19 protein-coding genes are annotated in these 23,712 nt (G+C 64.4%); 2 read left to right on the top strand and 17 right to left on the bottom strand.

Features of this window, described 5'->3' with window-relative positions; all coding sequences use genetic code 11:
- Positions 1-16 precede the first annotated feature (16 nt).
- From Q9246_RS03210 to Q9246_RS03185, 6 genes are all read right to left on the bottom strand, one after another.
- Positions 17-790 carry an enoyl-CoA hydratase gene (locus tag Q9246_RS03210; protein ID WP_306395400.1) on the bottom strand — a complete coding sequence of 258 codons (774 nt, stop codon included), beginning with the start codon at positions 788-790 and terminating at the stop codon, positions 17-19.
- A gap of 151 nt (positions 791-941) precedes the next feature.
- A complete protein-coding gene (locus tag Q9246_RS03205) occupies positions 942-2,138 on the bottom strand; it encodes an acetyl-CoA C-acyltransferase (RefSeq protein ID WP_306395397.1) in 1,197 nt (398 codons plus the stop codon).
- A gap of 27 nt (positions 2,139-2,165) precedes the next feature.
- Positions 2,166-4,568: a 3-hydroxyacyl-CoA dehydrogenase/enoyl-CoA hydratase family protein gene (locus Q9246_RS03200; RefSeq protein ID WP_306395396.1), complete on the bottom strand. Its 2,403-nt coding sequence runs from the start codon at positions 4,566-4,568 to the stop codon at positions 2,166-2,168.
- Between the two features lie 169 nt (positions 4,569-4,737).
- The gene (locus tag Q9246_RS03195) at positions 4,738-6,528 is read right to left on the bottom strand and encodes an acyl-CoA dehydrogenase C-terminal domain-containing protein (RefSeq protein ID WP_306395394.1); all 1,791 of its coding nucleotides are present in this window, start codon (positions 6,526-6,528) and stop codon (positions 4,738-4,740) included.
- A 45-nt stretch (positions 6,529-6,573) separates the two neighbouring features.
- Positions 6,574-7,191: a TetR/AcrR family transcriptional regulator gene (locus Q9246_RS03190; RefSeq protein ID WP_306395392.1), complete on the bottom strand. Its 618-nt coding sequence runs from the start codon at positions 7,189-7,191 to the stop codon at positions 6,574-6,576.
- A 267-nt stretch (positions 7,192-7,458) separates the two neighbouring features.
- Positions 7,459-7,842, bottom strand: a complete 384-nt coding sequence (locus Q9246_RS03185) for an RNA-binding S4 domain-containing protein (protein ID WP_306395391.1) — start codon at positions 7,840-7,842, stop codon at positions 7,459-7,461.
- A 173-nt stretch (positions 7,843-8,015) separates the two neighbouring features.
- Between Q9246_RS03185 and Q9246_RS03180 the strand changes: the two genes are divergently transcribed.
- Positions 8,016-11,033 (top strand): Calx-beta domain-containing protein, encoded by a 3,018-nt coding sequence (locus Q9246_RS03180; protein WP_306395390.1) that lies wholly within the window; start codon positions 8,016-8,018, stop codon positions 11,031-11,033.
- 36 nt (positions 11,034-11,069) lie between these two features.
- On the opposite strand, the gene clsB is transcribed toward Q9246_RS03180, so the two are convergent.
- From clsB to ubiE, 11 genes are all read right to left on the bottom strand, one after another.
- On the bottom strand, positions 11,070-12,230 hold the full coding sequence (gene clsB, locus Q9246_RS03175) for a cardiolipin synthase ClsB (RefSeq protein WP_306395388.1): 1,161 nt from the start codon (positions 12,228-12,230) through the stop codon (positions 11,070-11,072).
- Entirely contained in the window at positions 12,218-13,048 is an 831-nt protein-coding gene (locus Q9246_RS03170) for an endonuclease/exonuclease/phosphatase family protein (RefSeq protein ID WP_306395387.1), read from the bottom strand. The genes clsB and Q9246_RS03170 overlap by 13 nt, the downstream gene beginning before the upstream one ends.
- A 129-nt stretch (positions 13,049-13,177) precedes the next feature.
- Entirely contained in the window at positions 13,178-13,387 is a 210-nt protein-coding gene (locus Q9246_RS03165; RefSeq protein ID WP_306395386.1) for a hypothetical protein, read from the bottom strand.
- 360 nt (positions 13,388-13,747) lie between these two features.
- Complete coding sequence (gene nudB / locus Q9246_RS03160; protein ID WP_306395385.1) at positions 13,748-14,200, bottom strand: dihydroneopterin triphosphate diphosphatase; 453 nt, start codon at positions 14,198-14,200, stop codon at positions 13,748-13,750.
- Positions 14,201-14,246: 46 nt separating this feature from the next.
- Complete coding sequence (aspS, locus tag Q9246_RS03155; protein ID WP_306398065.1) at positions 14,247-16,040, bottom strand: aspartate--tRNA ligase; 1,794 nt, start codon at positions 16,038-16,040, stop codon at positions 14,247-14,249.
- An 80-nt stretch (positions 16,041-16,120) separates the two neighbouring features.
- Complete coding sequence (locus Q9246_RS03150) at positions 16,121-16,744, bottom strand: DUF502 domain-containing protein (protein WP_306398064.1); 624 nt, start codon at positions 16,742-16,744, stop codon at positions 16,121-16,123.
- A 46-nt stretch (positions 16,745-16,790) separates the two neighbouring features.
- Complete coding sequence (locus Q9246_RS03145) at positions 16,791-17,138, bottom strand: FmdB family zinc ribbon protein (RefSeq protein WP_306398062.1); 348 nt, start codon at positions 17,136-17,138, stop codon at positions 16,791-16,793.
- 335 nt (positions 17,139-17,473) lie between these two features.
- Positions 17,474-19,036 carry a ubiquinone biosynthesis regulatory protein kinase UbiB gene (gene ubiB / locus Q9246_RS03140; protein ID WP_306395383.1) on the bottom strand — a complete coding sequence of 521 codons (1,563 nt, stop codon included), beginning with the start codon at positions 19,034-19,036 and terminating at the stop codon, positions 17,474-17,476.
- Complete coding sequence (locus Q9246_RS03135) at positions 19,033-19,716, bottom strand: ubiquinone biosynthesis accessory factor UbiJ (protein WP_306395382.1); 684 nt, start codon at positions 19,714-19,716, stop codon at positions 19,033-19,035. Before Q9246_RS03135 ends, ubiB begins: the two co-directional genes overlap by 4 nt.
- A gap of 134 nt (positions 19,717-19,850) precedes the next feature.
- The gene (locus tag Q9246_RS03130) at positions 19,851-20,834 is read right to left on the bottom strand and encodes a Tim44 domain-containing protein (protein ID WP_306395380.1); all 984 of its coding nucleotides are present in this window, start codon (positions 20,832-20,834) and stop codon (positions 19,851-19,853) included.
- A 23-nt stretch (positions 20,835-20,857) separates the two neighbouring features.
- Complete coding sequence (gene ubiE / locus Q9246_RS03125; protein WP_306395379.1) at positions 20,858-21,592, bottom strand: bifunctional demethylmenaquinone methyltransferase/2-methoxy-6-polyprenyl-1,4-benzoquinol methylase UbiE; 735 nt, start codon at positions 21,590-21,592, stop codon at positions 20,858-20,860.
- A gap of 463 nt (positions 21,593-22,055) precedes the next feature.
- Here ubiE and Q9246_RS03120 point away from each other — a divergent pair, with 463 nt between their 5' ends.
- The gene (locus Q9246_RS03120; RefSeq protein ID WP_306395378.1) at positions 22,056-23,411 is read left to right on the top strand and encodes a sigma-54 dependent transcriptional regulator; all 1,356 of its coding nucleotides are present in this window, start codon (positions 22,056-22,058) and stop codon (positions 23,409-23,411) included.
- The last annotated feature ends 301 nt before the right edge of the window (positions 23,412-23,712 follow it).

Genomic DNA, 23,712 nt, shown 5'->3' with positions numbered 1-23,712 from the left:
GGCGTCGTGCTGCGGTTCAGTCGAACTTGCTGAAATCCGGCTTGCGCTTCTCGAAGAAGGCGGTGAACGCTTCCTTGGCCTCGGCGCCAGTGAGCATGGCGCTGAAACGCTCGTTCTCGGCCGCGATGGTCTCCTTCACCAGTGTGCCGCGCGCACGCTTCATCAGCGCCTTGGTGGTGCGGACCGATGCGGGCGGCAGCTTGGCCAGCTTGGCGGCCTGGCCCTGGGCGAAGAACAGCAGCTCGGCGGCCGGCAGCACGCGCGCCACGATGCCCATCTCCAGCGCTTCCTGGGCCACGAACGGTTCGCCCAGCAGCAGTTTTTCGGCCGCGCGGGTGTAGCCGGCCGATTGCGCCACCAGCAGCGACGAGGCGAATTCGGGGCACAGGCCGAGCTGGGTGAACGGCATCGAGAACTTCGCGTTGTCGGCGGCGTAGACCAGGTCGCAGTGCATCAGCAGCGTGGTGCCGATGCCGACCGCGGCGCCGGCCACGGCCGCCACCACCGGTTTCGTTGCGCCTTCGAGCGCCGTCATGAACTGGAAGACCGGGCGCTTCGGGGTCATCGCGCCTTCGCCGACGTTGTTCAGGAAGTCGTCGAGGTCGTTACCGGCGGTGAAGATCTCGGGCTGGCCGGTGATCAGGATGGCGCGCACGCTGGCGTCCTGCTCGGCCTCGCGCAGCGCGTCGGCCATGGCCTGGTACATCGCGCCGGTGATCGCGTTCTTGCGTTCGACGCGGTTGAATTCGATGGTGAGGATGCCGTCGGCTTTGGTCAGGCGGATGGTCATTGCGGTCTCCGGGATGATTCTGAAGCTGGTTGGACGCGTGGGCGGGAGACCCGCCCACGCTACGTCACGCTCGCGGCATTGACGTAGGATGCTTGGATTTCCCGCCCACGCTGGGAGAGGCAGCGGCGTTGCGACACGCCGCCGGGTTCGATCAGACGCGCTCGATGATGCCTGCGGCGCCCATGCCGGCGCCGACGCACATCGTCACCATGCCGTACTTCAGGTTATTGCGGCGCAGCGCGTGGACGACGGTCGCGGCGCGGATCGCGCCGGTCGCGCCCAGCGGGTGGCCCAGGGCGATCGCGCCGCCCAGCGGGTTGACCTTGCTGGTGTCCAGGTCCAGGTCGCGGATCACGGCCAGCGCCTGGGCGGCGAAGGCTTCGTTCAGCTCGATCCAGTCCAGTTGGTCCTGCGTGATGCCGGCGGCGGCCAGGGCGGCGGGGATGGCCACCTTCGGGCCGATGCCCATGATTTCCGGCGGCACGCCGCGCACGGCGAACGAGGAGAACTTGGCCAGCGGGGTCAGGTTGTGCTCTTTCAGGATTTTTTCGCTGACGACGATCAGCGCGCCGGCGCCGTCCGACATCTGCGACGAGGTCGCGGCGGTGACCGAACCCTTGGCCGCGAACACCGGCTTCAGTTTCGCCATGCCTTCGGCGGACGCGTCGGCGCGCGGGCCTTCGTCGCTGTCCACGGTGCGCTTCTTGATGCTGATTTCACCGGTGGCGAGGTTCGGCGTACGGGTGATGATCTCGACCGGCGTGATCTCGTCCTTGAAATGGCCGGCCTGCTGGGCGGCGATGGCGCGGCGGTGCGATTCCAGGCCGAAGGCGTCCTGGTCTTCGCGCGACACCTTCCACTGGCTGGCGACCTTCTCGGCGGTCAGGCCCATGCCGTAGGCGAGGCCCACGTTCTCGTCCTTGAACACGTCCATATTGATCGACGGGTGGTGGCCCATCATCGGCACCATCGACATCGACTCGACGCCGCCGGCGATCATCACGTCGGCTTCGCCCACGCGGATGCGGTCGGCCGCCATCGCCAGCGCGGTGATGCCCGAGGCGCAATAGCGGTTGACGGTGACGCCGCCCACCGTGTTCGGCAGGCCGGCCAGCACCACGGCGTTACGCGCCACGTTGAAGCCCTGCTCGGCCTCGGGGAACGAGCAGCCGACGATGGCGTCGACAATCAGGGCCGGGTCCAGGTTCGGCACGGCGGCCATGGCGCCGCGGATGGCGTGCACCAGCAGGTCGTCCGGGCGGGTCTTGTTGAACATGCCGCGAGGCGCCTTGCCGATCGGGGTGCGGGTCGCTGCGACGATGTATGCGTCTTGAAGTTGTTTGCTCATGTCAGTATTCCTGTTCAGTCGTCAGCGTTAGTTGCGCACGGGCTTACCGGTCTGCATCATGCCCATGATGCGTTCCTGGGTCTTCGGATTGTTCAGCAGCGCCACGAAGGCCTTGCGTTCCAGGTCGAGGATCCACTGCTCGCTCACCACGCTGCCCTGGTCGATGTCGCCGCCGGTCACGATCTCGGCGATGGTGTCGCCCAGGTGGTAGTCGTAGGCCGAGATGAAGCCGCCGTCGCGCATATTGACCATCTGGCCGCGGATCGTGGCCCAGCCGTAGCGGCCGGTGACCGGGAAAGTACGCCTTGCCGGTGCACGATATCCCGCGTCGAACATGGCGCGCGCAGTGGTCTTCGCCACGTGCAGCAGTTCATACGCGTTGAAGACGACGACGTCGTCTTCCTTCAGGTAGCCCATGGCCTTCGCTTCGAGCGCCGACTTCGACACCTGCGCGGTGGCCGCGTTCATGAAGCCGTTCTTCAGGAATTGCAGGATGTCGTTGCCCTTGGCTTCATTGGCCGCGCGCAGCGCTGCTTCCTTGAGGCCGCCGCCGGCCGGCACCAGGCCGACGCCCACTTCGACCAGGCCGATGTACGACTCGATCGAGGCCACGCGCTTCGATGCGTGCAGCGCCAGCTCGCAACCGCCGCCCAGCGCCAGGCCGGCCACCGCGGCCACGACCGGGATGTTCGAATACTTCATCGCCATGAAGGTGTCCTGCAGCTCGCGCACGATCGGCTCCATCGCCTTCGCGCCGCCGGCCATGAAGGCCGGCAGGGCCGATTGCAGGTCGGCGCCGGCCGAGAAGGCGCCGCCTTCGGCCGCGTCGGTATTCCAGATCACGATGCCCTTGAAGCCCTGCTCGGCTTCCTTCAGCGCGCGCTGGATGCCCTTGATGACGCCATCGCCGATGACGTGCATCTTGGTCTTGAGCGAGATGACCAGCACTTCGTCGTCCGAGTGCCACAGGCGCACGGACTCGTCTTCGAACACGGTAGTGCCGAAAGTCTTCGGATCGGCGCCGCCCAGGCCGACGACCGGCGCGCGGAACTGCTGGCGTTTGTACACTGACAGGTCGGACAGCGGTACGTAGGCGTTCTTCGTGACCGAGTACGAACCTTCAGGGGTGTGCACGCCTTTCTCGGCAACGCTGCCTTCGAATACCCAGGCTGGCAAAGGCGCGTCGCTCAGCGCCTTGCCCGCTTCGATGTCTTCCTTCACCCACTGCGCGATCTGGGTCCAGCCGGCGGCTTGCCAGGTCTCGAACGGACCGACGCTCCAGCCGAAGCCCCAGCGCATCGCGAAGTCGATGTCGCGCGCATTGTCGGCGATCGACTCCAGGTGGAAGGCGATGTAGTGGAAAGCGTCGCGGAAGATCGCCCACAGGAACTGCGCCTGCGGATTGGTCGACTCACGCATGGCCTTGAATTTCTTGACCGGGTCTTTTTCCTTGAGGATGCGGCCGACGATGTCGGCGGCTTTCGCGCCGCCGGCGACGTATTCACCGGTCGCGAAGTCCAGGCGCTGGATCTCCTTGCCAACCTTCTTGTAGAAGCCGGCGCCGGTCTTCTGGCCCAGCGCGCCCTTCTCGATCAGCTTGGCCAGCACGTCAGGTGTCTTGTAGACGTTGAAGAACGGATCGTCCTTCAAATTGTCTTGCATGGTCTTGATCACATGGCCCATGGTGTCCAGGCCGACCACGTCCGCGGTGCGGAAGGTGCCTGACTTGGCGCGACCGAGCTTGGCGCCGGTCAGGTCGTCGACCACGTCCACCGACAGGCCGAACTTCTCGGCTTCGACGATGGTGGCCAGCATGCCGAAGATGCCGACGCGGTTGGCGATGAAGTTCGGCGTGTCTTTCGCGCGCACGACGCCCTTGCCCAGGGTCGAGGTCAGGAAGGTCTCGAGCTGGTCCAGGATTTCCGGGCGGGTCGCTGCGGTCGGAATCAGTTCCACCAGGTGCATGTAGCGCGGCGGGTTGAAGAAGTGCACGCCGCAGAAGCGCGCCTTCAGGTCGGCGTCGAAGCCTTCGGCCAGCTTCTCGATCGACAGGCCCGAAGTGTTCGAGGCGAAGATCGCGTGCGGCGCGATGTGCGGCGCGACCTTGGCGTATAGGTCGTGTTTCCAGTCCATGCGCTCGGCGATGGCTTCGATGATCAGGTCGCAGCCAGCCAGCACGTCGAGGTTGTCCTCGTAGTTGGCCACTTCGATCAGGGCCGCGTCATCCTTGTTGCCCAGCGGGGCCGGCGACAGTTTTTTCAGGTTCTCGATGGCGCGCAGCACGATGCCGTTCTTCGGCCCTTGCTCCGGCTTGGCCGGCAGGTCGAACAGCACGACCGGCACCTTGGCGTTCACGCAGTGCGCGGCGATCTGCGCACCCATCACGCCGGCGCCCAGCACGGCGACTTTCTTGACGATGAAATTGGACATGTAAGTATTCCTTGGTTAGCGTCGTAAACACTACATTGTTTAGTACTGCGCCAGCTTACTCAACGTCGTTCCCGCGCAGGCGGGAACCTAAGTTTCATGAGCAGCCGAGACGCCAGCAAACTTGGGTCCCCGCCTTCGCGGGGACGACGTTGGTCAGCGTGACAGGTAATTAAAACAGCTCGGCGTCCAGCGCCGTCAGGTTCGCCGCGCCCGAACGCGCCTGGCGGATCAGCATCGCGGTCTCTGGATACAGACGGGCGAAGTAGAAGCGGATCGTCGCCAGCTTCGACTCATAGAACTTGTCGCCCGAATCGAGCTTGGCCAGCGCGATCTTGGCCTGTTGCGCGAACAGGTAGCTGTAGACCAGGTGGCCGGCCACGCGCAGGTAAGGCACGGCGGCGGCGCCCACTTCGTCCGGGTTCTGGAAGGCCTTCATGCCGATTTCCATGGTCAGCTTGGTGACCTTGTCGCCCAGCTCGCCCAGCGGGGTCACGAATTCGGACAGCTGTTCATCGAGGCCGTTGTCTTCGACGAAGGTCTTGATCTTTTCGCCGAACTTGCGCAGCTTGGCGCCGTTGTCCATCAGGATCTTGCGGCCCAACAGGTCCAGCGACTGGATGGTGTTGGTGCCTTCGTAGATCATGTTGATGCGGGCGTCGCGCACGTACTGCTCCATGCCCCACTCGGCGATGTAGCCGTGGCCGCCGTAGACCTGCATCGCTTCCGAGGTCGCAACCCAGCCGTTGTCGGTGATGAAGGCCTTGATGATCGGGGTCAGCAGTGCCACTTCGTCGGCCGCTTCCTTGCGCACGTCTTCATCAAGGTGGTTCAGTTCGCGGTCGATCTGCAGCGCGACATACGACGAGAACGCACGCGCGCCTTCGGCATAGGCTTTCGCGGTCAGCAGCATGCGGCGCACGTCCGGGTGCACGATGATCGGGTCGGCTGGCTTGTCCGGCGCCTTCGGGCCCGACAGGCTGCGCATCTGGATGCGGTCTTTCGCATAGGCCAGCGCGTTCTGGTACGCCACTTCGGTCAGGCCGAGCGACTGCATGCCCACGCCCAGGCGGGCCGCGTTCATGAACACGAACATCGCCTGCAGGCCTTTATGCGGCTGGCCGATCAGGGTGCCGCGGGCGTTATCGAGGTTCATCTGGCAGGTCGAGTTGCCGTGGATGCCCATCTTTTCTTCGATGGCGCCACAGGCGATGCCGTTACGCTCGCCCAGCGAACCATCGTCAAGAGGCAGGAACTTCGGCACCAGGAACAGCGAGATGCCTTTCGAGCCTTCCGGCGCGTCCGGCAGGCGCGCCAGCACCAGGTGGACGATATTCTCGGACATATCGTGCTCGCCGGCCGAGATGAAGATCTTGGAACCGGTGATCAGGTAGGTGCCGTCGGCCTGCGGTTCGGCCTTCGAGCGCAGCAGGCCCAGGTCGGTGCCGCAGTGCGCTTCGGTCAGGCACATGGTGCCGGTCCACTCGCCCGAGACGAGCTTGGGCAGGTACAGGCGCTTCTGGTCGTCGGTGCCGTGCTCCAGCAGGCACTCGTAGGCGCCGTGCGACAGGCCCGGGTACATCGACCAGGCCTGGTTCGACGAATTGAGCATCTCGTAGAACGAGTTGTTCAGGGAGATCGGCAGGCCCTGGCCGCCGTATTCCGGGTCGCAGGCCAGCGCCGCCCAGCCGCCTTCGACGTACTGCTTATACGCTTCCTTGAAGCCCTTCGGGGTCGTGACGGTCTTGTCCGCGGCGTTGAAATGGCAACCTTCGCGGTCGCCCGAGTGGTTCAGTGGGAACAGCACCTCTTGCGTGAACTTCGCGCCTTCCTCGAGCACCTGGTTGATGATGTCGGTATCGATCTCCGAGTATTTCGGCAGATTCTTGAATTCTTCGGTGACGTTGAGGAATTCGTGCAGAACGAACTGCATATCCCGGATTGGCGCGACGTACTGACCCATGGTTATCTCCTGAACGAGGGTAAAGATGTTGGACCTGACAGGCGCTTATGCCGCCTGGTGGTCTTGCGGTTGTTGGGGATTGCGGTAATTCTCGACCAGGCGCTCGAAGGCGGCCCGCGCGCGTTCGACGGCGCCGGGGTTGCGCAGGAAGCGGGCGTCGTGGTGCAGGGCCAGGATCAGGCCGTGCATCTCGAATACCAGCTGGGCGGCGTCGAGGTCCTTGCGCAGGTGGCCAATCTCGACCGCCTGCTGCACGCTGCGCAGCAGGGCTTCCTGCCAGGCGCGCACCATCGACACCAGTTGCTCGCGGATCGGGCCTTCGCGATCGTCATACTCGACCGCGCCGCTGATATAGATGCAGCCGGACGCGATCTCGACCGACACGCGCTTGACCCAGCGGGTGTACATGGCCACCAGGCGCGGCAGGCCGCGCGCCTCCTTGATGCTTGGGTAAAACACCTCTTGCTCGAAGCGGTGGTGGTAGAGCTTGACGACTTCGAGCTGCAGGTCTTCGCGCGAACCGAAGTGGGCGAACACGCCCGATTTGCTCATGCTCATCCGGTCGGCCAGCAGGCCGATGGTCAAGCCTTCGAGGCCGTTGCGGCTGGCGAGCTCGAGTGCGACGTCGAGGATCGCGGCCCGCGTCTGCTCGCCCTTGCGCATGAATTTTGCTGAAGTGTTGATGGCTTCCCCTGAATCGAAAAAAATCCGAACGCTCGTACTATTATCTATCAGCCGAGGAATGTCAAACGGGAACTTAGAGGTGGCGTTCTATTGATGCAAGACAACGATCGGCGCCTGGAGAAGGCGCCGTGGAGCGCATCCGCCCAACTACCGTGGGTAGCGGGCAGAAGTTTGTTGTTTCAGCTATAAAGGTACAGCATTTTTCGCGAACGGGGTATCCCGTTGACGCGTTTCATCACGACGGCCTCATTCCTCGCCCACGCGCTCCATCGCGCGCCGGTCGCGCTTGGTCGGCCTGCCTTTGATCTCCATGCTCGGCTCGGGATACAGGCGGCGCGCCGTCTTGTCGTTCTCGCGCCGCGCGATGCTCTCGTCGGTCTCGAAATACAGGGTGCGCGCGACCGGCGCCGGGCCGCGCGAACCCGAGATCGCGGCCACGATCACTTCCCAGCGGTCCGACCCGTTGTCGATCATGATTTTATCGTTCACCTTGACGGCGCGCGCCGGCTTGACCGGCTCGCCCTGGACGCGCACCCGGCCACGCTCCACCGCGTCCTGGGCCAGCGAGCGGGTCTTGAAGAAGCGCGCCGCCCACAGCCATTTGTCGATTCTTACGTTATCGCTATCCATTAACCTTCCAGTATTCATCAGACGGAATATCCATCCTACCCATGTTTGGCGATGCAAGCGATTATTCAAGAGGCATGAGCAGATAGTTAAAAAATCCCGGCCCGGCTGCGTTCTGGGAGCGTGGCGCGACATGCGCTGCCTTCCTCAACCCTTACTGGAACAACAAGCAGCCCATGGCCACTTATATCAGCACCAGGAATGTCATCGTCGGCGAAAAAGACGGCTACGTCGACTTCGTGATCACCCTCGACGCCCCGTCGCAAGACCAGGTCAGCGTCCGTTACGCCACCAGCTACCTGTCGGCCAGTTCCGGCGCCTCGAACGACTACATCCATACCGACGGGAACCTGGTCTTTGCCCCCGGAACCACTACCCAGACGGTGCGTGTCCCGCTGGTCGACGATCTGGTGAGCGAGACGCTGGAAAGCTTCGAACTCGTGCTGTCGAACGCCGTCAACGCGGTGATCGCCACGCCGTCCGCCACCGCCACCATCGTCGACAACGACACCATCGCGAGCACCAGCAGTCCAGCCAACCTGTCGGTGCGCGACGTCGTGGTCGACGCCAGCGCCGGCAGCGCCACCTTCGCCGTGGTGCTCGACAAGGCCGTCGGCGCCGGCTTCAGCGTGGCGTATGGCACGTTCGATGGCAATGCCCGGGCCGGCAGCGACTACGTCGCCGCCAGCGGCACGCTGGCATTCGGCGCGGGCGACACCGTCAAGCACGTGACGGTCGCGCTGCCGAAGGACGCCGCGGCGGCGCCGGACGAGATCTTCAGCCTGGTGCTGGGCGCGGTATCCGGCGCGGGCGGCAGCCAGGTAGTGGTCGCCGACGGCATCGGCCAGGCCCTGGTCGGCGCCCATGGCCAGACGCCCAAGGCACTGCCGACGGTCAGCGTGAACAATCCGCATGTCGGCGAAGGCGATGGCTACGTCGATTTCACGATCAGCCTCGATGCGCCGTCGGAACGCGAAGTGAGCCTGTCCTTCAGCACCGATTACGAGACTGCCTTCTCCGGCACCTCGCGCGATTACCTGCATACCAATGGCAAGCTGGTGTTCGCCCCCGGCACCACCACCCAGACGGTGCGCGTGGCGCTGTCGAACGACCTCACCGCCGAATCGCTGGAAACCTTCGCCCTGCAGCTGTCGAACGTGAGCAATGCCGTGGTCGCCAATAACCGGGGGATCGCCACCATCGTCGACAACGACACCATCGCCGACGGCGCCAACCCGGCCAGCCTGTCGGTGCGCGACGTCGTGGTCGACGCCAGCGCCGGCACCGCCACCTTCGCCGTATTGCTCGACAAGGCGCTCGGCCGCAGCTTCAGCGTCGACTATGCCACCGTGGACGGCAATGCCCGCGCAGGCAGCGACTACCTCGCCGCCAGCGGCAGCCTGACCTTCGGCGCCGGCGAAACCGTCAAGAACGTGACGGTCGTGCTGCCGCGCGACGGCGCGGCCGAACCGGACGAGATGTTCAGCCTGGTGCTCGGCGCGCTGTCCGGCCCTGCCGGCAGCCAGGTCAGGGTCACCGACGGCATCGGCCAGGCAACCATCGGCGCGCATGGCCAGACGTTCAAGGCGATGCCCACGATCACGGTCAACAATCCGATCGTGGGCGAAAGCGCCGGCTATGTCGACTTCGTGGTCAGCCTCGACGCGCCGTCCGAGCGCCAGGTGAGCGTGTACTATGGCACCGACTACCTCACGGCGTTCTCGGGCAACTCCCAGGACTATATCCATGCCGGTGGCACGCTGGTATTCGCCCCCGGCGTCACGACCCAGACGGTGCGCGTGTCGCTCCCGGACGACCTGGTGGCCGAAGCGCTGGAATCGTTCGAGCTGAACCTGACCGGCCCGATCAATGCCGTCATCGCCCACAACCACGGCGTCGCCACCATCGTCGACAACGACACCATCGCCGACAGCGCCAACCCGGCCGGCCTGTCGGTGCGCGACGTCGTGGTCGACGCCAGCGCCGGCAGCGCCACCTTTGCCGTCGTGCTCGACAAGGCGGTCGGCGCCAGCTTCAGTGTTGCCTACGGCACCGCGAACGGCAGCGCGCAGGCCGGCAGCGACTACCTGGCCGCCGCAGGTACGCTGACGTTCGGGCCTGGCGAAACGGCCAAGAACGTGACCGTCGCGCTGCCGCGCGACGGCGCCGCCGAAGCGGCCGAATCGTTCAGCCTGGTGCTCGGCGCGCTGTCGGGCGCCGGCGCGAATGCGGTGACACTCGCCCGCAGCAGCGGCCACGCGACGATCGGGGCGCATGGCCCGGCCACCGGCGGCCAGCCGGTGATCAGCGTCGGCGACATCGTCGTCGGCGAGAAGGATGGCTACGCGCAGTTCGTGGTGACCCTGGATGCGGCATCGACGTCGCAGGTCACGGTGCACTACACGACCGACCAGGGCACCGCTGCTTCCGGCTCGCCGGGCGACTACAGCCACGTCGGCGGTACGCTGGTGTTCGCGCCCGGTGTCACGACCCAGACCGTGCGCGTCGCCATCGTCAGCGACAATCTCAATGAGGCGCACGAAAGCTTCTCGCTCAGGCTGATGGCAGCGACCAATGCGACCATCGGCCAGACCAGCGCGACGGCGACCATCGTCGATGGCAGCTCCTACCATCACGTGAAGGGCGGCGCCGGCATCGATACCGTCAATTACGCCGGCAACCGCGATGCCTACACCATCGACCGCGTCGCCGACGGCTTCACGATCAGCCACAAGAACGGCGTCGGCGGCACCGACCTGCTCACCGGCATCGAGCGCATCGACTTCGGCGACGTGAACATGGCGCTGGACATCGACGGCATCGGCGGCCAGGCCTACCGCATCTACCAGGCGGCGCTCAACCGCACTCCGGACTCGGCCGGCCTGGGCTTCTGGATCGATGTCATGGACCGCGGCCTGTCGCTGGCCGAGGTCGCCGCCGGCTTCATGCGGACGCCCGAGTTCATCGCCGCCTACGGCGCCAATCCAAGCAACCACGACCTGGTCTCGCAGATCTACCTGAACGTGCTGCACCGCCCGGCCGAACCGGGCGGCCTGGAATACTGGACGGGCGCCCTCGACCGCGGCGTGGTGACGGCCGCGCAGGCATTGAGCATGATCAGCGAGAGCCCCGAGAACCAGGCCGCGCTGGCACCGGTGATCGGCGAAGGTTTCACCTACACGCCATACGGCTGACCGGTGATGAGCGCGCGGCCGCTTTCGCGGCCGCGCTCAGGTATAGCCGAAGGTGACCACCCGCATCACCAGCTTGTACGCCATATACGCCATGCCATAGGTGGCGCGGCGCAGCCAGCCGGTATGCGCGAACTCCTGCGGGCAGACTTCCTTGCCATCGAGGATGCCGCGCTCGATGTGTTCGCGCATGGTGGCGGCGAACGCCGGGTCGCGCACCACCACATTGGCTTCCTGGTTCAGGAACAGCGACAGGCCATCGCAATTGCTGGAGCCGACCGTGGCCCAGTCGTCGTCGACCACCGCCACCTTGGCGTGCAACTGGGTCTTGCGGTATTCGACCACCCGCACGCCGTCCGCCAGCAGCTTGGGATAGAAGGCATGCGCGACCGCGTCCTGGATCCTGAACTCCCCTACCCCGATCAACAGCGTCACCTGCACGCCGCGCCCGGCCGCATGCGCGAGCGCCTTGCGGAACTTGCGCCCCGGCGCAAAATAAGGCGTGGCCAGCAGCACGCTGTGGCGCGCATGGCCCAGCGCCTGCAGATAGGCTTTCTGGATCGTGCTGCGGTTGCGCAGGTTGTCGCGCACCACGAAGGCGGCCCGCGCCGGGCTGTCGCACGAAGGAATAGGCTGCTTGCGCATCTCGCGGAACAGCTGCAGGCGCTTGCGCAGCCGCAGGCGGCCGGACCGGGCCCACTGCACCTGCGCCTCGTGGTGGATCTGGGCCACCAGCGGCCCGCGCACCCGCACCGAGAAATCCCAGCGCGGGGCCGGCAGGCGGTGGCCGTCGGCGTGGTCGCACAGCCAGTCGTCGTTGACGTTGATGCCGCCAACGAAGGCGACGGCGCGGTCGATCACGGCGATCTTGCGGTGCGAGCGGGCGATGCCGCGCCGGCACCAGGGATTGAACACGCGGTACTGGGCGCCCGCCTCGACCAGGATGGGTCCCAGCCGGCCGCAGCATCGGTGCCCGGTGCCGAACCAGTCGACCAGCACCCGCACCTTTACTCCGCGGCGCGCCGCGCGCGCCAGGGCGTCGCGCACGGCGGCGCCGGTCTCGTCCTCGGCGAAGATATAGGTTTCGAACAGCACCTCGTGCTCGGCGGCGTCGAGCGCCTCGATCAGCGCCGGAAAGAAAGCAGTGCCGCTCTGGAGGAGCGTGATGTCGTTGTCGTCGACAAAGGTCAGACTGCGCATGGCCCTTGTGTGAGTTCGAGCTCGGCCACGATGGGCGCGTGATCGGACAGCTTTGCCCACAGCGGGCCGTGCATCACCTTGGCGTGGTTGACCTTGAAGCCGCGCACATAGATGCGGTCGAGCCTGAACCATGGCAGCATGGCCGGGAAGGTACGCGCCGGCGCCAGGCGCGGCTGGCGGCCAGCCCAGCTGCGCACCATATCGCCCATCGGCGAACGCGGCCCCAGCTTGTCGAACACTTCTTCCACGCCCAGGGCATTGCGCAGCTTGTCGCTGAGCGTGTTGCGCCAGTCGTTGAAATCGCCGGCGATGATCACCGGCTCGCCGTTCGGCGCGGATGCATTGACGGCCTCGATCAGCGACGCCGTCTGGCGCCCGCGGCTGCCTTCGAACAGGCCCAGGTGGACCACATAGCAGTGCACCCGGCATTCGGGCGCGCCCAGGATGCAGTGCAGGATGCCGCGCTGCTCGTAGGCATGGTCGGAGACGTCGTGGTTGTGCGAGTTCTCGATCGGCCAGCAACTCAGCAGCGCGTTGCCGTGGTGGCCATGGTCGTAGACTGCGTTCATGCCGTAGGCCGTGTGGTGGGCATCGGGAGCGAAGTAGTCGTACTGGGCGGTTTCTGGCCAGTGGCGGTGGCCGCGGTCTTCCTTGCCGTAGCGTGCCTGGAAGCGGTCGTGCCGTCCTTGCACCTCTTGCAGGAAGACGACGTTGGCGTCGAATTCGGCGATGGCTTTCTTGAGCGCGATCACGCGTGGCGTACTGCGCAGCGACGAGACGCCCTTATGAATATTGTAGGTGGCTACACGAATTTTCATGGGAACATTCTACCCGGATCGGACCGCCGTTCTCGTGAAACGGGCCCAATCGTGCGCTTCCTTCCCGTGGAGCGCGGAGCGCGGCGGCTGGCGTGATGCCGTCGCGCCCGATCACTGAATGGCTGTCATTCAGGCAATCGCCAACGACTTCTCGTACACCGCTTCGTGACCCGACACGATCAGGCGGCGCGGCTTGCGCTCCTCGGCGTCGGGTTTGGGTTGCAAGGACGCAAGCGGACCGCTCAGGCGCAAGCCGTCGGTCAGGTCGATGTGGATGCAGTCATCTCCCAAGGTAATTGCCTTTACTTTCTTGTCGCTATTCAGTTCGAGGTTATCCATGTTATCTCCCAGAATCATCCACTTAGAAGTTGCACATCAAGAGTTCACCAAAGGTGAACTGTTGACCTTAGTCTACGGTTTTGGCGCTGTCAAACATTGAATATTTTGTGCAATACATCAAACGCAAAATTTCCTATTTTTATCAAAATGACATGTAAGATGTATTCAAATGTATTTTCATAGGAGAGCAGCGGTTTGATCGAGCGCATGTGCGCGGCTGCGCACAGACCGATCTTTAAAAAAGTACCTACGTACTTTTGTTAAAAAACGTCATTTTATGGCGCAACATGCCACGCATCAAGGCTGATTTTCGGCAAATAAACTGCTTTTAGGCAATTTTAGTTACCGTTAACAACATTTTCATGGGAGATGACGGGGAAGCTGGAGAATGGCTTCGGCGTTGGAAGAAGAAAAGCAGCGGTCTGCCGCTTCGAGCAGGGGCAGCCAGGCATGGCGCAGGTGTTCGCGCGGGCTGAGGAGGATGGGGATGTCGCGCGGCACGCAGACCGAGAACACGTGCTCGGTATTGTGGGTCACGCCGGGGGCGTAGCGGTGACGCCAGACGGGATAGATTTCGTAGACGTTCGACAGCTGCCAGTCGCGCAGGCGGATGCGTTCGCCGTCGGCCACGATGCCGGTCTCTTCGAACAGTTCGCGCGCGGCGGTCAGCATCAAGGGCTCGTCGAGGGCGTCGAGCGAGCCGGTGACCGATTGCCAGAACCCCGGCCGGTCGGCGCGTTCGAGCACCAGCACTTCCATGGCGGAAGTGTGGATCACGACCAGGACCGATTCGGGGATCTTGTGGGGCTTCATGGGCAGGATGGGAGGCGGATGGCATGGCCGCCCGCCCTGTCCATCGTTACGCCACCTTCGGCTCGTTACGCAGGCGGATGTGCAGCTCTTTCAGCTGCTTCTCGTCGACTTCCGACGGCGCATTGGTCAGCAGGCACTGCGCGCGCTGGGTTTTCGGGAAGGCGATCACGTCGCGGATCGACTCGGAGCCGGTCATCAGGGTGATCAGGCGATCCAGGCCGAAGGCCAGGCCACCGTGCGGCGGCGCGCCGTACTGCAGCGCATCCAGCAGGAAGCCGAACTTGAGCTGCGCTTCTTCCGCGTCGATCTTCAGCGCGCGGAACACCTTGCTCTGCACTTCCTCGCGGTGGATACGGATCGAGCCGCCGCCCAGTTCCCAGCCGTTCAGGACCATGTCGTAGGCCTTGGCGATGCAGGCGCCCGGATTGGTCTCGAGCATGTCCTCGTGGCCGTCCTTCGGCGCGGTGAACGGGTGGTGGGTCGCGGTCCAGCGGTCGCCGTCTTCGTCGTATTCGAACATCGGGAAGTCGACCACCCACAGCGGCGACCAGACGTCGTCGAACAGGCCGGCCTTCTTGCCGAATTCCGAGTGGCCGATCTTGACGCGCAGCGCGCCGATGGCGTCGTTGACGACTTTCGCCTTGTCGGCGCCGAAGAAGATCAGGTCGCCGTCCTGCGCGCCGGTCAGTTCCAGGATCTGGGTGAGAACGTCGTCAGAAATATTCTTGACGATCGGCGACTGCAGGCCGTCACGGCCTTTCGCCTTCTCGTTGACCTTGATGTAGGCCAGGCCCTTGGCGCCGTAGATCGCCACGAACTGGGTGTAGGCGTCGATTTCCGAGCGCGGCATCGAACCGCCCTGCGGCACGCGCATGCCGACCACGCGGCCGTTCGGCAGGTTGGCGGCGCTGTTGAACACCTTGAACTCGACCGACTTCATCAGCTCGGTCAGTTCGGTGAACTCGAGCTTGACGCGCATGTCGGGTTTATCGGAACCGTACTTGCCCATCGCGGTGGCGAAGTCCATCACCGGGAACGGGTTCGGCAGGTCTACGCCGGCGGTGTTCTTGAACACGACGCGCATCATTTCTTCGAACAGGTCGCGGATCTCCTGCTCGGTCAGGAACGAGGTCTCGCAGTCGATCTGGGTGAATTCAGGCTGGCGGTCGGCGCGCAGGTCTTCGTCGCGGAAGCACTTGGTGATCTGGTAGTAGCGGTCGAAGTTGGCCACCATCAGCAGCTGCTTGAACAGCTGCGGCGACTGCGGCAGCGCGAAGAAGTTGCCGGCGTTGACGCGCGACGGCACCAGGTAGTCGCGCGCACCTTCCGGGGTCGACTTGGTCAGCATCGGGGTCTCGACGTCGATGAAGCCCAGGTTGTCCAGGTACTTGCGCACTTCCATCGACACCTTGTAGCGCAGGCGCAGGTTGTGCTGCATCTGGGCGCGGCGCAGGTCGAGCACGCGGTGGGTCAGGCGGGTGGTTTCCGACAGGTTGTCGTCGTCCAGCTGGAACGGCACCGGCACCGAGGCGTTCAGCACCTCGACTTCGCTGGCGTTGATCTCGATCTTGCCCGACTTCAGGTTGGCGTTGGCCGTGCCTTCCAGGCGGTTGGTGACGGTACCGACGATGCGCAGGCAGTATTCGTTGCGCACGCCTTCGGCGGCCTTGAACACGGCGGCGTTGTCCGGATGGCAGACCACCTGCACCAGGCCTTCGCGGTCGCGCAGGTCGATGAAGATCACGCCGCCGTGGTCGCGGCGGCGGTGCACCCAGCCGCACAGGCTGACGGTTTGGCCCAGCAGTTCCTCGGTCACGAGGCCGCAGTAGTTGGTACGCATGGTGGACATAGTTTTCGTTCCAGGTTGGTTGATTTGCTCGCGCCGCCCACGCGGCGGCCGCTAAACTCTTTGATTCGGTATTACTTGATCGCCGCAGGCGCTGCGCTTACCGGCACCTCCGCCGGCGCGACCACGCCCATCGAGACGATGTACTTCAGGGCCGCATCGACCGACATGTCCAGCTCTTTCACGCGGCTGCGTTCCATCATCAGGAAGAAGCCCGAGGTCGGGTTCGGGGTGGTCGGCACGTAGACGCTGACATAGTCGCCGCCCAGGTGGCCCGCCACTTCGCCGCCCGGCACGCCAGTTAGGAAGGCGATGGTGTACGAATCCGCATGCGGATATGGCACCAGCACCGCCTGGCGGAAGGCATTGCCCGACGGCGAAAACAGCGTGTCCGACACCTGCTTGACGCTGCCGTACAGCGAGCTCACCACCGGCACGCGCTTGAGCAGGCGCTCGCCCAGGCGCACGACATAGTTGCCGACCAGGTTGTTGGTGAGCAGGCCGGTCAGGAACACGATGGCCAGGGTCAGCACCGCGCCGAAGCCGGGCACGTCCATGCCGAACATCGTGCGCGGCTGCCAGGCATCGGGCACGAACAGCAGCGACTGGTCGAGCGTGCTGATGATCAGGTTCAGGACCCAGGCCGTGATGACCAGGGGGACCAGGACCAGCAAGCCGGTGATGAAATATTTGCGCATCGGATTCCCGTTGTTCTTGTTGGCGCGCGGCATGGGCCGCGCGGGATCAGCTGCCGCTCTTGTCGCCGCCGCCGCTCGGCGTGGCGGGCGCCGCAGGCGTTGCCGCGGCTGCCGGAGCGCTGGACTCGGTCGATGCCGCCGGCGTGGCGCTGCTGCCATTGCCGGCGCCATTGCCATTACCGTTGCTGGCGGTGCCGGTCGCGGGCGGCGTGCCGCCGCGGAAATCGGTCACATACCAGCCGCTACCCTTGAGCTGGAAGCCGGCGGCAGTCACCTGTTTCTTGAAGGACGGCTTGGCGCAGGACGGGCAGACGGTCAGGACCGGATCCGATATTTTTTGCAGTACATCTTTGGTAAAACCGCATTCTTCGCAGCGGTAGGCGTAAATCGGCATGCTGAGTGCTCCGCAAAAATCTTCAAAACCCTGAATTATAAAGCTTTTACGGGGGGATTTGCCGTTTGCGGCCTGCCCCGGCTGGCACAGACCCGGCGCATGGGCAAGTGCGCACGGTACGATGTTGTTTTTCACCATCGTCAACAGGTGTTTCGTTTGCTCAAGCCTGCGCCAGATGTTTTAATACGGCCTTCTTCACCGAATGTTGGTGGCGGGAAATCCCTGCTACTCCCCGTAAAGAAGAAACAGAAGACTGTGCGGTGCTTGCATCAGCGCGGTCCATACAAGAACACTAGCTTGGCAAGCCCGCGAATGCGGGCTTTTTCTTTTGGCGCTTACAACAGGTACAGCGCCACCAGCCCCACCCCGAACCCCGCCGCCATGCAGGTCAGGAAGGCCAGCATGCGATTCGTGCGGCGCTGCTCGAGCAGCACCATCGCCAGCATGTCGCTATTCCCGATATGCGAATGCGCGACATGCCCTTTCGACTCGCGCTCCAGCACCTGGTGCACCAGGCGCGGCAGTTGCGGGAAGATCTGGGCGTAGCGCGGCGCCTCGGCGCGCAGGCGCTCGGCCAGGCCTTTCCAGCCCACCTGCTCCGTCATCCAGCGCTCGAGGTAGGGCTTGGCGGTCTTCCACAGGTCGAGGTCGGGGTCGAGCTGGCGACCCAGGCCCTCGATATTGAGCAGGGTCTTCTGCAGCAGCACCAGCTGCGGCTGCACCTCGACGTTGAAGCGGCGCGAGGTCTGGAACAGGCGCAGCAGCACCTGACCGAACGAGATGTCCTTCAGCGGCCGGTCGAAGATCGGCTCGCAGCAGGCGCGCACCGCCGCCTCGAGCTCGTCCACGCGGGTGGTCGAGGGCGCCCAGCCCGATTCGATATGGGCCTCGGCCACGCGCTTGTAGTCGCGGCGGAAGAAGGCCAGGAAGTTCTGCGACAGGTAGTCCTTGTCGAAATCGTTCAGCGTGCCGACGATGCCGAAGTCCAGCGCGATATAGCGGCCCAGCGTCTCCGGCGCGGTCGACACCAGGATATTCCCCGGGTGCATATCGGCGTGGAAGAAACCGTCGCGGAAGACCTGGGTGAAGAAAATCTCCACGCCGTCGCTCGACAGCTTCTTGAGGTCGACGCCAGCGGCGGCCAGGCGGTCGATCTGCGAGATGGGGATGCCGTACATGCGCTCCATCACGATCACGCTGCTCGAGCAATAGTCCCAGTACATTTCGGGCACCATCAGCAGGCTGGAACCGGCGAAGTTGCGGCGCAGCTGGCTGGCATTGGCCGCCTCGCGCATCAGGTCGAGCTCGTCGTGCAGGTATTTGTCGAACTCGGCCACGACTTCGCGCGGCTTCAGGCGCCGCGCCTCGCCCCACACGCGCTCGATCAGGCTGGCCGCCAGGCGCATCAGGGCCATGTCTTCGTCGATCAGCTTCTTCATGCCGGGACGCAGCACCTTGACTGCGACCTCCTTGCCATCCTTGAGCTGGGCGAAGTGGACTTGCGCGATCGAGGCCGAGGCCACCGGTTCACGGTCGAAGCGGGCAAACAATTCATCCGGATGGGCGCCCAGCGAGCGCGTGATCTGGGCCACCGCCAGCTCGGAGCCGAATGGCGGCACCCGGTCCTGCAGCAGCGCCAGCTCGTCGGCGATATCGGGCGGCACCAGGTCGCGCCGGGTGGACAGCACCTGGCCGAACTTCACGAAGATCGGGCCCAGCTCTTCCAGCGCCTGGCGCAGGCGGATCGCGCGCGGCGAAGTGATGCGGCGCCAGAAGAAGAAGGTGTTCATCAGGCGCGCGGTGCGCGGGGCATTGATGCTGGTGACGGCGATCTCGTCCAGGCCGTACCTGGTAAAGACGGTGAGGATGCGCAGCAGGCGCAGGAATTTCAATATCATCGACGATCCGGATGGGGTTCTGCGCTGGGAAGAATGATGGTGGAGGTAGAGGCGGCGGCATCGCGCCTGGCCAATGCCTGCTCGAGCCGTGCGATGCGCTTGGCGGTGCGTTCGACGTCGTCGCGCAGGCGCACCACGTCGCCGGCGAACGCCTCGCGCCGGGCCGGCCGCACGAGCACGGGCCGCTCTTCTGCCAGGAATTCGGCCAGGTTCTCGGCCAGGCGCCGCCCCGCTTCGGTAGCGCCCTGCGTCATGCTGCGGGCGCCTCCGGCCAGGCGGCGCGCGCCGAGCGGCCCCACCACCCTTTCGAGGTCGTGCTCGGCATCCCAGCGCAAGCCATTGGCCAGTTGCGAGATCACGTTGGCGAACTCGGCATCGCCCTCGATCTTGACGTAGGACAGCGCGCGCTTGCGGTCCTGGGCGATCAGCGGCAGGTCGGCCGGCTTGACGCGGATCGTGACGCTGGCGACAGTGTCGGCCTGGCTTGCTTCCAGCAGGCCGTCATGCGCGACCAGCACGCGCAGCTGGGCCAGCCCGGCGTCGATGCACGCTTCCTTGCCGGCATGGCGCGCCAGGGCATTACGCGCCCAAGGCTCCTGGGCCAGCAGGTGATTGATCGCGGCGACCGCCGGCAGGGACAGGACCCGCTGGGGCGACAAGGTGGTAAAACTCGGGAACATGACAGGATTTGACCCTTAAAAAACAAAACCGCCCGGGATTGACGCGGGCGGTTTTGATCTTACCAGTTTGCCGGGCGCAAACCCGGCGACACGGAATGTTTATCGAAAAATAATTCCGCCAACTGTGGACGATATCAATTCGTCTGCTGGATACCGGCCAGCACCCAGCCGCCCGAACCCGACAGCGGCTTCGACATGTTCCAGACTTCGACGAACGGCTCCGGCAACGCATCCTTGGCGCTGCGGATCATCGCGTTGAACTGCACGCTCGCCAGGTAGTCGGTGGCGGTCTGCTCGATGCCCAGCAGCTGGGCGTCGATATTGACCACGTCGGTGTAGTCGGCCACGCCGCCGCGTTCCTGGATCTGCATCTTGAGCTCGGCGAACACCTCGGGCGCGGTGAATTCGCGCAGGTCGTCGGTGTCGCCGCGGTCCCAGGCCGCCTGCATGCGGATGAAGGACGATTTCGCATGGCGCAGGAAGGTCTCGCTGTCGAAGTCGGCCGGCACGCCCCATTGCTGGTAGGTGGTCGCGGCGGCAGCGCCGCCGAAGCCGGCCGCGGCGCCTTTGTCCAGGCCCACATTGCCCTGGAACGCTGCAGGGCTATTGCGCAGGCCCGAGCCGATTTCAGGCGTGGCGCTGGCAGCCTGGGGCTTGAAGCCGCCGCCGCCGAAACCGCCCGCGGTCGCCGCCGATGGATTGGCCGGCGTGTCCTTGCGGCGAATCATGCGTACGATGAAGAAGATCACCCCGCCGATCAGCGCGACCATCAGGATGGTCGAGATGATGCTGGCCAGGGCGCCGCCGATACCCAGGTGCGACAGCAGCGCGCCCAGGCCCAGGCCCAGCAGTGCGCCGCCCAGGATGTTACGCATCATGCTCGGTTTCTTGGCGGCCGCCGCGGCGCCTGCCGCGCCAGCGCCAGCCGCGGCAGGCGCCGCCGAATTCGGGCCCTGGCGCTGCATGTTCTGGGCCGGCGCCGGGGCTGGGCCCTGCTGCTGCACGGACTGCGATTGCCGTCCGATCGAGCGCTTGCCGCCCATTGGTCGGGCGAAGGCGTCCGCCACCATCGCGAACGCGGTGACTGCCAACATCGTCGTGACCAGGATTTTTTTCATCGTCTCCGTCCTTAGAGTAAAACCTACAGTTTGATACCGGTGTGCAATGCGGCCACACCCGCCGTCAGGTTGAAATACTGGACCCGCTCCAGTCCTGCTTCCTGCATCATCCCCTTCAGGGTGTCCTGGTCGGGGTGCATGCGGATCGATTCGGCCAGGTAGCGATAGCTTTCGGCATCGCCGGCGATCCGCTGGCCCAGCCACGGCAGCACCGAGAACGAATACACATCGTACGGTTTCTGCAGCGGCGCGATCACCTTCGAGAATTCCAGCACCAGCAGCTTGCCGCCGGGCTTGAGCACCCGGCGCATCTCGGCCAGGGCCTGGTCCTTATGGGTCATATTGCGCAGGCCGAAGGCGACGCTGACCCGGTCGAAGTAATTGTCCGGAAACGGCAGCTTTTCGGCATCACACAACATGGTTGGGGTGACAATCCCTTTATTCAAGAGACGATCGCGGCCGACGCGCAGCATCGACTCGTTGATGTCGGTGAGCCAGACTTCGCCGCTCTTGCCCGCCTGCTTCGCGAAGGCCTTGGCCAGGTCGCCGGTGCCGCCGGCGATGTCGAGCACCTTGAAGCCGGGACGCACGCCGGCCTGGGCGATGGTGAACATCTTCCAGGCGCGGTGCAGGCCGGCCGACATCAGGTCGTTCATGACGTCGTACTTCGAGGCGACCGAGTGGAAAACCTTGGCGACTTCCTGGACCTTCTGGTCCTCGTCGACAGTCTTGTAGCCGAAGTGGGTGGTATTGGTCATATGTGCAAAGCAGTTGGCGGTTGCCACATTATACAAGCAGGCCGGCACCGTCCCGCCTCATTGGCCATCGACCCGGCAATCCCTCCCTGCGGCCGCAAATTGCTGCACCACGGCATCGATTCGCTCCCCCCTGTTGGAAAGCCACAACGCATGGAGCGCTATCAGGCTGCTCAGCAGCGATGCATCCCGCATGACGCCCTTCACGACAACGGTCGACCTCGGTAAGATCGATAGCATGGAATTAATAAAATTCGGAAATTTCGATAATTGAACATAAATACTACATTCGCGATTGCACATGTCATTAAGCTTCTACTAAGTTTTGTGCGCCATGAAAAATGCGAATGGGGTCTAATGGAACAATACTTTTCGCGGCAGCAACCCGCAGGTGAGGATTGCCCTGTCGCCAGATGAGTCATGCCAGCGTGCACCGGGACTCACAACAACCAGCTGGCAAGATCCAGTGATAACGAGGGCAACGGTGTCTGTTAAACGTCTCTTATGCATTTCGAGTGAAGGCAGTGCGCACGCACGCGCCTGCTGTGGCGAGCTACCCGGGTGGGATGTGTGCGTGGTCGACAACCTGGCCGAAGCGCGCAAGGTCTTGTCGCAGCAGCACTATGGTGTCGGCTTGCTGCTCGACCGCAGCGACGGCGCCGGCGATGCCGGGATCGAGCGCTTCCTGCGCCAGCAGCACCAGACGCGCTGGGTCGGCGTGTTCGATGCCGCGCGGCTCGACCAGCCGGCGCTGCGCGAGCTGATCGCGGCGCACCTGTTCGATTTCCATACGCGCCCGGTCGACACGCTGCGCCTGCAGCACTCGCTCGGCCACGCCCATGGCATGGCGACCCTGTCCAAGACCACCCCGCAGCAGCGCCGCATCGCGCAGCAGGCCAGCCATATCGACGGCGTCTCGCCCGCCATCGTGCGCCTGCGCGCCCACATCGACAAGATCGCGGCCGTCGACGCGCCGGTGCTGGTATGCGGCGAGAGCGGCAGCGGCAAGGAACTCGCGGCCCAGGAAGTCCACCGCCGTTCCCAGCGCGCCGCCGGCCCCTTCATCGCCATCAATTGCGCGGCCGTGGCGCCTTCGCTGATCCACTCCGAACTGTTCGGCCACGAGCGCGGTTCGTTCACCGGCGCCACCCGCGACAAGCAGGGCCTGATCGAAGCGGCGTCCGGCGGCAGCATCTTCCTGGACGAGATCGGCGACCTGCCGCTCGACCTGCAGGCCAGCCTGCTGCGCTTCCTGCAAGAGCGCGTGATCTACCGCGTCGGCGGCACCCGCACCATCGCCGTCGACGCGCGCGTGATCACCGCCACCCACGTCAACCTGCCGCAGGCGGTGGCCGAAGGGCGCTTCCGCGAAGACCTGTATTACCGCCTGAGCGTATTCCCGATCCGGGTGCCGCCGCTGCGCGAGCGCAAGGAAGACTTGCCGCTGCTGACCGACCTCGTCTTCAACAAGTATGCGGCCGAACGCAGCCCGCAACTGAAGGGCGTGAGCCGCGAAGCACTGCAGGCCATGGCGCGCTACGACTGGCCGGGCAATGTGCGCGAACTCATCAACCGGGTGCGGCGCGCCATGGTGCTGGCCGAACAGCGCCTGATCATGCCGGAAGACCTCGACCTGCCCAGCGCCGGCCCGATCTGCCCGGTCAAGGAAGGCCTCGGCAGCTCGCGCCTGTCCGCCGAACGGGTCGCCATCGGCGAGAGCCTGGCGCGCAGCAACAACAACATCAGCCAGGCCGCGCGCGAGCTGGGCGTCTCGCGCATGACACTGTATCGCCTGATGGCCAAGCACGCGATTTCCTCGTAAGTCACGCTCTTTACCTCCCGTCGTCCTCCTCCTACGCCCTACCCCTTGATTTGACAGGCTTTCCGCCCCGCGCGGCTGCCATCCGGCAGCGCGCGCCAGGATGCCGTTCGCCCTATGTACAGGGCATATCCCCTATACACAATGATACAGTTTTGTGAACTTTTAGATAACTTTGTAACAGGTTTGAGACACTTTGTCATTTAGCTATTGTTCACCTTCATTTATACGAATAGTCCTACGTCGGCTCATCAAAATAGTCCTACATAATCAATGACTTAATAACCCGACATTCAGCTGGCAT

This window comes from Telluria beijingensis, from assembly GCF_030770395.1.
Lineage (GTDB): Bacteria > Pseudomonadota > Gammaproteobacteria > Burkholderiales > Burkholderiaceae_D > Telluria > Telluria beijingensis.
Note: the sequence above shows the minus strand (reverse complement) of the source record. Positions and strands in the feature narration are given on the sequence as shown.

Coding starts and splice junctions, on each gene's coding strand:
- Q9246_RS03210 (WP_306395400.1), bottom strand. CDS start 790: ATGACCATCCGCCTGACCAAAGCCGACGGCATCCTCACCATCGAATTC.
- Q9246_RS03205 (WP_306395397.1), bottom strand. CDS start 2,138: ATGAGCAAACAACTTCAAGACGCATACATCGTCGCAGCGACCCGCACC.
- Q9246_RS03200 (WP_306395396.1), bottom strand. CDS start 4,568: ATGTCCAATTTCATCGTCAAGAAAGTCGCCGTGCTGGGCGCCGGCGTG.
- Q9246_RS03195 (WP_306395394.1), bottom strand. CDS start 6,528: ATGGGTCAGTACGTCGCGCCAATCCGGGATATGCAGTTCGTTCTGCAC.
- Q9246_RS03190 (WP_306395392.1), bottom strand. CDS start 7,191: ATGCGCAAGGGCGAGCAGACGCGGGCCGCGATCCTCGACGTCGCACTC.
- Q9246_RS03185 (WP_306395391.1), bottom strand. CDS start 7,842: ATGGATAGCGATAACGTAAGAATCGACAAATGGCTGTGGGCGGCGCGC.
- Q9246_RS03180 (WP_306395390.1), top strand. CDS start 8,016: ATGGCCACTTATATCAGCACCAGGAATGTCATCGTCGGCGAAAAAGAC.
- clsB (WP_306395388.1), bottom strand. CDS start 12,230: ATGCGCAGTCTGACCTTTGTCGACGACAACGACATCACGCTCCTCCAG.
- Q9246_RS03170 (WP_306395387.1), bottom strand. CDS start 13,048: ATGAAAATTCGTGTAGCCACCTACAATATTCATAAGGGCGTCTCGTCG.
- Q9246_RS03165 (WP_306395386.1), bottom strand. CDS start 13,387: ATGGATAACCTCGAACTGAATAGCGACAAGAAAGTAAAGGCAATTACC.
- nudB (WP_306395385.1), bottom strand. CDS start 14,200: ATGAAGCCCCACAAGATCCCCGAATCGGTCCTGGTCGTGATCCACACT.
- aspS (WP_306398065.1), bottom strand. CDS start 16,040: ATGCGTACCAACTACTGCGGCCTCGTGACCGAGGAACTGCTGGGCCAA.
- Q9246_RS03150 (WP_306398064.1), bottom strand. CDS start 16,744: ATGCGCAAATATTTCATCACCGGCTTGCTGGTCCTGGTCCCCCTGGTC.
- Q9246_RS03145 (WP_306398062.1), bottom strand. CDS start 17,138: ATGCCGATTTACGCCTACCGCTGCGAAGAATGCGGTTTTACCAAAGAT.
- ubiB (WP_306395383.1), bottom strand. CDS start 19,036: ATGATATTGAAATTCCTGCGCCTGCTGCGCATCCTCACCGTCTTTACC.
- Q9246_RS03135 (WP_306395382.1), bottom strand. CDS start 19,716: ATGTTCCCGAGTTTTACCACCTTGTCGCCCCAGCGGGTCCTGTCCCTG.
- Q9246_RS03130 (WP_306395380.1), bottom strand. CDS start 20,834: ATGAAAAAAATCCTGGTCACGACGATGTTGGCAGTCACCGCGTTCGCG.
- ubiE (WP_306395379.1), bottom strand. CDS start 21,592: ATGACCAATACCACCCACTTCGGCTACAAGACTGTCGACGAGGACCAG.